Consider the following 10,723-nt stretch of genomic DNA (forward strand, 5'->3'; position numbering starts at 1 on the left):
GTTGGTGTGGGTCGCCCTCCAGGGTATCCGGCCCGGCAGGCAAAGTGTCCCTGCCCGCTGGACAGAGCGGACGGTCACGCCCGCAGCGACTCCTCCAGCCCCCGAGCCACCGACGCCGCCTCGTCTCCGGGCAGCGGCGTTCCCTCACCCCGCGTCACATAGAAGGCGTCCACCGCGTTCGCCCCCAGCGTCGACACGTGCGCGCTCCGTACCCGCACCCCCGCCGCCTCCAGTGCCCGCCCGAGCCGGAAGAGCAGCCCCGGCGCGTCCTGGGCGCGGACCTCGATCACCGTGGCCAGCCGGGAGGCGGCCGGGGCGACGGTGACGCGGGGCGGGGGCGGCTCCACGCCCCGGCGCCGGGGGTGGGCGGCGTCCCGTTCGGCGAGCCGTGCGGCGATGTCCAGGGTGCCGTCCAGGGCCCTGACCAGGTCGGCGCGGAGCCGGGCGGCCTGGGGCAGGGAGCCGTACTGGGCGGCGACCCGCCAGTCGAGGAGCAGGACGGAGCCCTCGACGCCGTCCGGCAGCGGAACGGACCGCAGTTCGGCGGTGCGGACGGTCAGCCGGTGCATGGCCAGGACCCCGGCCACCGCGGGGAGCACGCCCGCCTGGTCGGGCACGGCGATCAGCAGCTCCACGCCGAGGGGCTCGGGACCGTCGGCCGAAGACGGAGAGGACGGGGAGGACGGGGAGGACGGAGGGGAGGGAGCCGGGGCGGAATCGGCGGGCGGCTCCGTCTGGGCCCGCAGCGCCAGGACCGGACCGCCGGTGCGGAAGGCCTCGACCGCGAGCCGCTCCTGCTCGGCGGTGGGCGCGGCGGTCTCGGCCTCGGGCTGCGGCTCCCCGGCCAGCACCCCGGCGACGCGTTTCACCAGGTCGGCAACGAGGGAGCCGCGCCAGGACGACCAGGCGGCCGGCCCGGTGGCCAGCGCGTCCGCCTCGGTCAGCGCGTGCAGCAGCTCCAGGGTGTGCTCGGTGCCGACCGCCTGCGCGACCGCGCGCACGGTGGCCGGGTCGTCCAGGTCGCGCCGGGTGGCGGTCTCCACGAGCAGGAGGTGGTGGCGTACGAGGGTGGCCAGGACGGCCGTGTCCGCGCCGTCGAAGCCGATGCGGGCGGCGACGTCCCGGGCGATGGTCTCGCCGGCCACGGAGTGGTCGCCGGGCCAGCCCTTGCCGATGTCGTGCAGCAGCGCGGCGACCAGGAGCAGGTCGGGGCGGTGCACCCGGCGGGTGAACCCGGCGGCGCGGACGGCGGTCTCGATCAGGTGCCGGTCCACGGTCCACAGGTGCACGGCGTTGCGCTGCGGGCGGCAGCGGACCCGCTCCCAGTCGGGCAGCAGCCGGGTGACCAGGCCCTCGGCCTCCAGCGCCTCCCAGACCTGCACCGTGGGCCGGCCCGAGCCCAGCAGGGTCACCAACTGCTCACGGGCCTCGGCGGGCCAGGGCGTGGGCAGGGGGCGCGCGGTGGCCGCCAGGCGCCGTACGGCGTGCAGGGAGAGCGGGAGTCCGGCCTGCGCGGCGGCGGCCGCGGCACGCAGCGGGAGTACGGGGTCGCGTTCGGGGCGTGCGGTGCGGGCGAGCACCGCCTCGCCGTCCTGCTCCACGACGCCCTCGGCGAGCGGGGAGCGCTCGGCGACCGGTTTCGCGCCGTTCCTTCCGTTCCTTCCGTTCATCATGGCGCGCAGCCGCGGCCGTACGGACCGCGAGCGGAGCACGCGGCCCACCTCGCGCCAGGTGACGTCGCCCGCGTAGGAGACGACGCGGGCGGCCTCGTACACCTGCCGCAGCAGCGCGTCGGCGTCCAGCAGGCCCAGTTCGGCCGCCACCTGGTCCTGTTCCTGCAACGCCAGGCGGTCGGTCGCCCGGCCCGTCGCCAGGTGGAGGGCGTCGCGTACGTCGAGCAGGCGCCGCCGGGCCTCGGCGAGTCCCTCGCGCGGGGCGTCGGCGAGCCAGGAGGCGGCGACGGCACGCAGCGCGGTGGCGTCGCGCAGGCCGCCGCGGGCCTCCTTGAGGTCGGGTTCGAGCAGGAACCGCAGTTCGCCCTGGCGTTCGGCGCGCTCGGCGCACAGGTCCCAGAGTTCGGGGAGGCGCTTGGGGGCCTGGTTGCGCCAGTCGGCGAGGACGGCGGTGCGCAGGGAGGCGGTCAGGCCGAGGTCTCCGGCCAGGTGGCGGGCGTCCAGGAGACCGAGGTGGACCTTCAGGTCCTCGCCCGCCGTCTTCCGGGCCTGTTGCGGGGTGCGTACGGAGTGGTCGAGGTCGATGCCGAGGTCCCAGACCGGGTACCAGAGGCGGTCGGCGAGCGCGGCGACGGCCTTGTCGTCGCGGCCGTCGTGCAGCAGGAGCAGGTCCAGGTCGCTGCGCGGGGACAGCTCGCCGCGCCCGTAGCCGCCGACCGCGACGAGCGAGACCCCCGTGTGTCCCTCGGTGGCCGCGCCGAAGAGGCCCGCCAGCCAGCCGTCCGTCAGTTCGGCGAGCGCCCTGCGGCGCGGCGGCCCGGACCGCGCCCCCTCGGTGAGGAGGCGCAGCCGGGCCGCCGCGTAGCCGCCGGGTCCCGAGTCCTCTGCTTCGTCCGTCACGCCCGTACTCGTCACCCGGCGACTCCCGTTCCGTTGTCGTGCTTCGGAGCTGGTCCAGAGCTGCTCAGAGCGCGTCGGGTCCGCGCTCGCCGGTCCTGACCCGTACGGCCGTGTCGACCGGGACCGCCCAGACCTTGCCGTCGCCGATCTTGCCGGTGCGGGCCGCCTTGACCACGACGTCGATCAGCTGCTCGGCGTCGTCGTCCTCGACCAGGACCTCGATGCGGATCTTGGGCACCAGGTCGACGGTGTACTCGGCACCCCGGTAGACCTCGGTGTGGCCGCGCTGGCGGCCGTAGCCGCTGGCCTCCGTGACGGTCAGGCCGTGGACCCCGAAGGCCTGGAGGGCCTCCTTGATCTCGTCCAGCCGGTGCGGCTTGACGACGGCGGTGATGAGCTTCATGCGTCCACCTTCTTGCTCGGGGCCGACCCGGCCGTGGAGGCGGCCGGCGTGGCGGTCGTCCGGGCGGCACCGCCCCCGGCGCCGCTGAAGTCGTATGCGGTCTCGGCGTGCTCGGCCTGGTCGATGCCGGCCACCTCGACGTCCTCCGAGACTCGCATGCCGATCGTCTTGTCCAGCAGGAAGGCGAGGACCGCGGAGACCACCAGGGAGTAGGCGAGGACGCCGAAGACGCCCGCGCACTGCTTCCAGAACTGGTCGAGGCCGCCGCCGTAGAAGAGGCCCTCGACGTCGGACTGGCCCTTGCCGCTGGCGAAGAAGCCGATGAGCAGCGAGCCGAGGATGCCGCCGACTAGGTGGACGCCGACCACGTCGAGGGAGTCGTCGTAGCCGAACCTGTACTTCAGGCCGACGGCCATGGCGCACACCACTCCGGCGATGAGGCCGACGGCGATCGCGCCCAGCGGGGAGACGGCGCCACCGGCGGGCGTGATGGCGACCAGGCCGGAGACGGCGCCGGAGGCCGCGCCCAGGGTGGTGAAAGCGCCGTGCCGGATCTTCTCGTAGGCGAGCCAGCCGAGGATCGCGGCGCCGGTGGCGACCTGGGTGTTGACGAACATCAGCGCGCCGACGCCGTCGTCGTTGCCCAGCCAGGAACCGGCGTTGAAGCCGAACCAGCCGAACCACAGCAGACCGGCGCCGAGCATGACCAGCGGGAGGCTGTGCGGGCGCATCGGGTCCTTCTTGAAGCCGACCCGCTTGCCGATGACGAGGATCACGCCGAGCGCGGCGGCACCGGCGTTGATGTGCACGGCCGTGCCGCCGGCGAAGTCGATGACGCCCAGTTCGAAGGCCCAGCCGCCCGCGCCCCACACCCAGTGGGCGACGGGGAAGTAGACGATCGTCGCCCACAGGGCGATGAACAGCGCCCAGGCCGTGAACTTCACCCGGTCCGCGAGGGCGCCGCTGATCAGGGCCGGGGTGAGGACGGCGAACATCAGCTGGAAGACCAGGAACACGAAGACGGGGATGGTGTAGCCGTCCCACAGCTCGGTCAGGCCGATGTTGCTGAGGCCCACCCAGTCGGAGTTCCAGCCGACGAGGCTGCCGGAGTCGGTGCCGAACGCCATGGAGAAGCCGTAGAGCACCCACAGGACGGTGACGATGCCGAGGCTGATGAAGCTCATCATCAGCATGTTCAGGGTGCTCTTGACGCGGACCATGCCTCCGTAGAAGAAGGCCAGGGCCGGCGTCATGAGCATCACCAGGGCGGAGCAGATGAGCATGAAGCCTGTGTTGGCGGCAGAGAGCTCCGTCTCTGCGGCGAGCGTGATGGCTGGAGCCATCGGCGTCTCCTCGTCGTTGGTGCGGCCCCGTGCGGGCGAAGCCTGGGCGGGCAGTGAGGGGTGGGCCGGTTATGCGCCATGAGATTGGCGCAGCGCGGTTTCGGTGGGCGCCCCTCGTTGTTTCGCCGCCGTGACGAAGGCGCGGTGCGTGTTACGCGTGGGTGAACGGCCGGGTGCGGGCCGGTGCGGCCGCCGTCGTGGCGCGGCGGTCCGCACCGGGACGCAAGCCGGCCGCGGCGGCCTCCGAATGACCTGGCATGGGGGAGCCGAGTCGGGCAGTTCGGGAGGGCCGGCCGCGGCCGGGGCTGGTGGGGGTTCAGACCGCTTCGGCGGTCTCCGGCAGCTCGACGGCGAGCCGTTCGGTCAGGTCGACGACCTCGCCGAGGTCGCCGAAATCGCGTACGGCCGTGTCGACGGTCTTGCGGATGCGGGTGTTGACGCGTTCGGAGCGGACCTTCTTGGCGATGCCCATGGCCTCCATGGCCAGGACGGTGCTCTCCTCGGGTTCGCGGCGCAGCAGGTGGACGGTGGCCATGCCGATCAGGTTCAGCGCGTAGGAGCGCTGGTGTTCCTCGTCCTTGGCGAACAGCTCCACGGCCCGGCGCATCAGGGGGTCGGCGAGGGAGGCGTAGGCGGGGCTGCGGCCGGCCACGTATGCGAGGTCGCGGAAGGAGTGGCTGTTCTCCCCGTACAGCTCGGCCTCGGAGAAGAAGCGGATCCAGTCGGGGTCCGGCTCGTCCCACTCGTCGGCCTCGGCGAAGATGTCCTCCGCCATGCGCACCGCGCGCTTGGTGCGGCCGGGCTGGCCCATGTTGGCGTAGGCGCGGGCCTCCATCGCGTACAGCATCGACTGGGTGCGGGGGCTGGCGCAGTCCCGGCTGCCGTACTGCGCGAGGTGGATCAGCTCCAGGGCGTCGTCGGGCCGGCCGAGGTGGATCATCTGGCGGCTCATGCTGGAGAGGATGTACGAGCCGAGCGGCCGGTCCCCGGCCTCCTTGGCGGCGTGCAGGGCGAGCACGAAGTACTTCTGGGCGGTGGGCTGGAGCCCCACGTCGTACGACATCCAGCCGGCCAGCTCGGCCAGCTCGGCGGCGACCTTGAAGAGCTTGGCGCGGGTGGTCTCGGTCTGCGGTTCCTGGAGCAGGTCGGTGACCTCGTGCAGCTGGCCGACCACGGCCTTGCGGCGCAGGCCGCCGCCGCACTGGGCGTCCCAGCGGCGGAACATCACGGCCGTGGACTCCAGCAGGTCCAGTTCCGGCCTGGACAGGCGGCCGCGCGCGCGGGAGGCGGGCGCGGCGGACTCGCGGTCGGCCGACGGGCCGGCGGAGGGCGTGGGGACGAGCCAGCGCTGCATGGGTTCGATGAGGGACGGGCCCGCGGAGAGGGCCAGCGAGCTCCCGAGGAAGCCGCGCCGCGCCAGCATGAGGTCGCTGCGCGAGAACTCGCTGAGCAGGGCCACGGTCTGCGGGCCCGTCCAGGGGAGGTCGACGCCGGTCGCGGAGGGCGTGGGGCGGGTGGAACGCAGGCCCAGGTCCTCGACGGAGACGACGACGCCGAAACGCTCGGAGAACAGCTCGGACAGGATCCGCGGGATCGGCTCGCGCGGGTTCTCCCCGTCGAGCCAGCGGCGCACGCGTGAGGTGTCGGTGGAGATGTGGTTGGCGCCCAGCTGGCGGGCCCGGCGGTTGACCTGGCGGGCCAGCTCGCCCTTGGACCAGCCGCTGCGGGCGAACCAGGAGGTGAGCAGCTCGTTCGGACGCTTGTCGGCGTGCGACGCGCTCGCCGCGCTCGTACCGCTTCCGCCGTTGCCACTCACTGGAACGCCCCCATCCCTGAGACCACCTGTCGCCGAGTGCGCCAAGCCCTATCAGAATGCCGGTGGTTACGGCCCTCCGTCCGGTGGTTGGCACCCTTCGAACGGAAAGCCGGGTTGCCTCCGGCATACCCACAAGTGCATGTGCCCCAAGGCTCCATGCACACAAAGTAGTCCCGCGATCACTCGTTCAGCCATGGCGATTGCAGAATCGCCACCATTCGCCACCCCTTCGAATGAACTCGCGGTGGCCGGGACGCGATTCACTTGACATAGGCCAACCGGGAGCCGGTGCAACGGTGCACACCGGGGCGTGCGCCACCGGACGCACCACCCCGGAGTGCTTCCGGACGCTGTCTGAACGGCGCCCGACTGGGGATCTGGAAGCAGAGAGTCACGTTTCACGTCCGCTGCGTAACCGCCGCTGCGTCGGACCCGTTGGAGGGGGCATGGGCTTCACGATCGGCATCGGCAGCAGTCGGGGCATGCGCGAGATCCGGTCCGGCGCGCGTCGCCGCGGCCGCGCCTCGGAGTGCACCGTCGTGGCCGAGTTCACCGGGCTGTGGGGCTGGGACGTGGTGCCGGGCGCCCGGACCGCCCAGGGCGCCTGCTCGTGCGGCCTGCCCGACTGTCCGGCGCCGGGCGCGCACCCCCTGGACTTCGCGCCCCGAGTGCCCGCCGGGGCGACCCTGGACGAGGCGACCGAGGCCTGGGCCCGCTTCCCCGGGGCCGCCGTGATGCTGGCGGTCGGGGGGACCTTCGACGTGATCGAGGTGGCCGAGCCCGCCGGGCTGCGGGCGCTGGCCCGGCTGGAGCGCATGGGCGTCCCGCTCGGGCCGGTCGCGGCGACCCCGCAGGGCCGCGCCCAGTTCTTCGTCGCTCCGGGCGCTGCGGCCGAGCTGCCCCGGCTGCTGTACCGGATGGGCTGGGACGACCCGTCCGCCCTCGACCTGCGCGGCCTCGGCCCCGGTACGTACCTCACGGCACCGCCCTCCGACCGCGGCGGCCGGGGCCCGGTGCGTTGGCTGCGCCCTCCGGCCCTCGATTCGGCCACGAAGCCCCCGGCGGCCCGGCTGCTCCTGGGTACGCTGGCCTACGTGGCCCACCGGTCCCGGGCGTAGGCCTCCGCCCCTTCTGGGACATCCGCCTCGCTCGTAAGCGCCGGCCCCGGTCCACACCCCGCGCCGCGCGTCCTGGCGCCCGCCACTCGGCGGACACGGGCGGCGGCACCACTCGCCCCACCTCCGCACGCCCACAAGGCGCCCCTCCCCCATCGCCGACGGGCACGTCGGCACTCGTGAATGGCGGACGGGCACGCCGGCACTCGGTGGTCACCGGCCGCCCCTCACCCCTCCCGCCGCAACGGCGAAGCGCCCGTCTCCCGGTTCGGGAGGCGGGCGCTTCTCGCCTGTCTGCGGGCGCGGGGCGCCGGCAGGCGGCGTCACTCGCCGATGAGGGCGTCCACGAAGGCCGCGGGCTCGAACGGCGCCAGGTCGTCCGCGCCCTCTCCGAGTCCGATCAGCTTGACCGGCACGCCCAGCTCGCGCTGGACGGCGACCACGATGCCGCCCTTGGCCGTGCCGTCCAGCTTGGTCAGCACGATGCCGGTGATGTTCACGACCTCAGCGAAGACCCGGGCCTGGATCAGACCGTTCTGGCCGGTGGTGGCGTCGAGCACGAGCAGCACCTCGTCCAGCGGCGCATGCTTCTCCACGACGCGCTTGACCTTGCCCAGCTCGTCCATCAGACCGGTCTTGGTGTGCAGGCGGCCGGCGGTGTCGATGAGCACGACGTCCGAGCCCATCTCCTTGCCCTCCTTGACCGCGTCGAAGGCGACGGAGGCGGGGTCGCCGCCCTCGGGCCCGCGCACGGTGTGGGCGCCGACCCGCTCGCCCCAGGTCTGGAGCTGGTCAGCGGCGGCGGCGCGGAAGGTGTCGGCGGCGCCGAGTACGACGCTGCGGCCGTCGGCCACCAGGACGCGGGCGAGCTTGCCGGTGGTGGTGGTCTTGCCGGTGCCGTTCACCCCGACGACCATCACGATGCCGGGCTTGCTCGTGGCGGGCTCGGTCTTGACCTCGCGGTCCATGTCGGGGCCGACCAGGGTGATCAGCTCCTCGCGCAGCAGGGTGCGCAGCTCCTCCGGCGTGCGGGTGCCGAGGACCTTCACCCGCTCCCGGAGGCGCTCGACCAGCTCCTGGGTGGGCTGCACGCCGACGTCGGCGGTGAGGAGCGTGTCCTCGATCTCCTCCCAGGTGTCGTCGTCGAGGTGCTCCCGGGACAGCAGGGTCAGCAGGCCCTTGCCGAGGGCGTTCTGCGAGCGGGAGAGGCGGGCACGGAGCCGGACCAGTCGGCCGGCGGTGGGCTCGGGAACCTCGATCTGCGGGATCTCGAGCTCTTCGACGACGGGCGGCTCCTCGACGGTGGCGGTGCCGCCGTCCGGGAGGTCGACCTCCTCTATCGTCCGGCGCGTTTCGTCGCGCGGCGTCTCGGCCTCGTCGCCGACGTGCGGCTCGGCCGGAGGGGCGGTGATGTCGGGCGTGGCGGGGGGCGGCTCGGGCAGCTGCTTCTTGCGGCGGCTGCCGACGACCAGCCCGCCGAGCGCGCCGATCACGACCACGGCGATGACTACAGCAAGGATGACGATTTCCATAACGGGACCAGTATGCGTGACCCCCGGCACGGCCCCCCGCTATCGGTCGCTTGTGGTTTCCACCAAAGGACAAAGGCCCCTGGAAGGAACGAGTCGGAGCAAAGTACGATGGAGAAGGCCGCGTCAACGCGCGTAGAGTCCCGACCGCCCCCTCTTCCCCACGATCGAGGCACGGACCCCCCCCCCCACATGAGCAAGACCGCCGAGAACGAAGGCGCCCTGGAAACCCGCGGCATCGAGCAGGTGCCCGACCACGAGCGCACCGCCCGGACCCGCGAGCTGTTCCCGACCTGGGTCGGCGCCAACATCAGCGTGCTGCTGCTCACGATGGGCGCGAGCCTCGTCGTGGCGTACCGGCTCAACTTCTGGCAGGCCCTGGTCGTCGCGGGGGCCGCGCCGCTCGTGTCGTACGGCCTGGTCGGGCTGATCGGCATCGCCGGCAAGCGGGGCGGCGCTCCCGGGATGGCGCTGTCCCGTGCCGTGTTCGGGCAGCGGGGCAATCTGCTGCCGGGTTCGCTGATCTGGGTCGCCCGCTGGGGCTGGGAGACGATCAACGCGGTGACCGGTGCCTATGCGCTGCTCACCGTGCTGGACATCGTCTTCGGCATACGCGCCAACAGCGTCCTGGACATGGTGACGCTGCTCGCCTTCGTGGTGGCGACGTTCGCGATCTCGGGGCTGGGCATCAACGCCGTGCAGAAGTGCAACAAGTACGCGGCGTACCTCTTCGGCGCCTTCTCGGTGCTGGTGCTCGGCTATCTGGTGGTCGACACCGACTGGTCCGCGGTCTTCGACCGGTCCGCCGGTTCGGTGGCCGCGATGATCACGGGTGTGGGTCTGATCGCGGCGGGCGGCGTCAGCTGGATCCCGTCCGCACCGGACTTCACCCGGTACCTGCCGCGCACGGCCTCCTCGAAGGGGATCGTGGGGGTGACGGTCGGCGGTGCGGGCATCGTCGTACTGCCGATGGTGCTGATGGGCGCGGTCATGGCGGTCTCCACGCCGGACCTGGCCTCGGCCGCCGACCCGGTCTCCTTCCTGGGCGAGATCCTGCCGACCTGGATCGCGGTGCCGTACCTGCTGATCGCGCTGATCGGCATGCTGCTGATCAACTCGATGTCGATGTACTCGGCGGGGTTCACCGCGCAGACCCTGGGCTTCAAGGTCCCGCGGCACTGGGCGGTCTCGGTCAACGCCGTGATCTCGCTGGTCTTCGGCGGCGTGCTGATGCTGGTGGCGACCAGCTTCATGGGGTCCTTCATCGCGTTCCTGTCACTGCTCGCGGTCGCCTTCTCCGCCTGGGTCGGCGTGTTCGGCGCGGACATGCTGCGCGGCCGGGAGTACGACGGCGAGGCCCTGGCCGACACCGGCCGCACCAGCGCCTACTGGTACCGCGGCGGCTTCTCCCCCGCGGCCGTCGTCGCCTGGGCGGTGGGCCTGGCCGCCGGTCTGATGTTCACCACGTCCGACTGGTTCACCGGTCCCCTCGCCACGAACAACTTCGTCGGCGAGTACGGGCTGGGCTGGGTGGCCACGGTCGTGATCTCCGCCCTGCTGTACGCGGTGCTGCCGAAGCCGGCGCTGGTCGTCCCGGCGGCGTGCGCGGAGCGGGCCGAGCAGCCCGGGGCCGAGGCCGTGACCGTCTGACGTACGCCGAGCCCCGGCACACCGCCGCCCCGCCCGGAGGGTGACCGGGCGGGGCGGCGGACGGTACGGGGAGAGGGGCAGCGGGGACTTGGCCCTCCTCCCCGGCTTTTCGGGGCCGGGCGGGGGTCAGCCCATTTCCTCCAGGGCCTTGCCCTTGGTCTCCTTCACGAACTTGAGGACGAAGGGGATGGAGAGGGCGGCGAAGATCGTGTAGATCACGTAGGTGCCGGAGAGGTTCCAGTCGGCCAGCGACGGGAAGCTCGCGGTGATGGCCCAGTTGGCGATCCACTGCGC

Annotated in this window: 8 protein-coding genes; 2 read left to right on the forward strand and 6 right to left on the reverse strand. The window is 72.8% G+C overall.

Annotated elements, in window-relative coordinates:
- Positions 1–74: 74 nt before the first annotated feature.
- From ACFYZ3_RS31770 to ACFYZ3_RS31785, 4 genes are all read right to left on the reverse strand, one after another.
- A complete protein-coding gene (locus tag ACFYZ3_RS31770; protein WP_388524908.1) occupies positions 75–2,588 on the reverse strand; it encodes a [protein-PII] uridylyltransferase in 2,514 nt (837 codons plus the stop codon).
- Between the two features lie 49 nt (positions 2,589–2,637).
- Positions 2,638–2,976 carry a P-II family nitrogen regulator gene (locus ACFYZ3_RS31775; RefSeq protein ID WP_003973409.1) on the reverse strand — a complete coding sequence of 113 codons (339 nt, stop codon included), beginning with the start codon at positions 2,974–2,976 and terminating at the stop codon, positions 2,638–2,640.
- On the reverse strand, positions 2,973–4,319 hold the full coding sequence (locus ACFYZ3_RS31780; RefSeq protein WP_388524911.1) for an ammonium transporter: 1,347 nt from the start codon (positions 4,317–4,319) through the stop codon (positions 2,973–2,975). Before ACFYZ3_RS31780 ends, ACFYZ3_RS31775 begins: the two co-directional genes overlap by 4 nt.
- A 316-nt stretch (positions 4,320–4,635) precedes the next feature.
- A complete protein-coding gene (locus ACFYZ3_RS31785) occupies positions 4,636–6,135 on the reverse strand; it encodes a hypothetical protein (RefSeq protein WP_388524914.1) in 1,500 nt (499 codons plus the stop codon).
- A gap of 446 nt (positions 6,136–6,581) precedes the next feature.
- Between ACFYZ3_RS31785 and ACFYZ3_RS31790 the strand changes: the two genes are divergently transcribed.
- Positions 6,582–7,253 (forward strand): bifunctional DNA primase/polymerase, encoded by a 672-nt coding sequence (locus tag ACFYZ3_RS31790; RefSeq protein ID WP_388524916.1) that lies wholly within the window; start codon positions 6,582–6,584, stop codon positions 7,251–7,253.
- Between the two features lie 320 nt (positions 7,254–7,573).
- On the opposite strand, the gene ftsY is transcribed toward ACFYZ3_RS31790, so the two are convergent.
- Positions 7,574–8,782: a signal recognition particle-docking protein FtsY gene (ftsY, locus tag ACFYZ3_RS31795; RefSeq protein WP_134112190.1), complete on the reverse strand. Its 1,209-nt coding sequence runs from the start codon at positions 8,780–8,782 to the stop codon at positions 7,574–7,576.
- Positions 8,783–8,971: 189 nt separating this feature from the next.
- Here ftsY and ACFYZ3_RS31800 point away from each other — a divergent pair, with 189 nt between their 5' ends.
- Positions 8,972–10,429, forward strand: coding sequence for a cytosine permease (locus tag ACFYZ3_RS31800; RefSeq protein WP_388524919.1), 1,458 nt, complete (start codon positions 8,972–8,974; stop codon positions 10,427–10,429).
- 126 nt (positions 10,430–10,555) lie between these two features.
- Here the strand turns inward: ACFYZ3_RS31800 and ACFYZ3_RS31805 are convergent.
- A partial coding sequence (locus ACFYZ3_RS31805; protein WP_362427189.1) for an MFS transporter occupies positions 10,556–10,723 on the reverse strand: 168 nt, incomplete at its 5' end.

The organism is Streptomyces sp. NPDC001599 (assembly GCF_042893535.1).
Taxonomy (GTDB): domain Bacteria; phylum Actinomycetota; class Actinomycetes; order Streptomycetales; family Streptomycetaceae; genus Streptomyces.

Bases quoted from the DNA above. Each gene is read 5' to 3' on its own strand.
- ACFYZ3_RS31775 (WP_003973409.1), bottom strand. From the start codon at position 2,976: ATGAAGCTCATCACCGCCGTCGTCAAGCCGCACCGGCTGGACGAGATC.
- ACFYZ3_RS31780 (WP_388524911.1), bottom strand. From the start codon at position 4,319: ATGGCTCCAGCCATCACGCTCGCCGCAGAGACGGAGCTCTCTGCCGCC.
- ACFYZ3_RS31790 (WP_388524916.1), top strand. From the start codon at position 6,582: ATGGGCTTCACGATCGGCATCGGCAGCAGTCGGGGCATGCGCGAGATC.
- ftsY (WP_134112190.1), bottom strand. From the start codon at position 8,782: ATGGAAATCGTCATCCTTGCTGTAGTCATCGCCGTGGTCGTGATCGGC.
- ACFYZ3_RS31800 (WP_388524919.1), top strand. From the start codon at position 8,972: ATGAGCAAGACCGCCGAGAACGAAGGCGCCCTGGAAACCCGCGGCATC.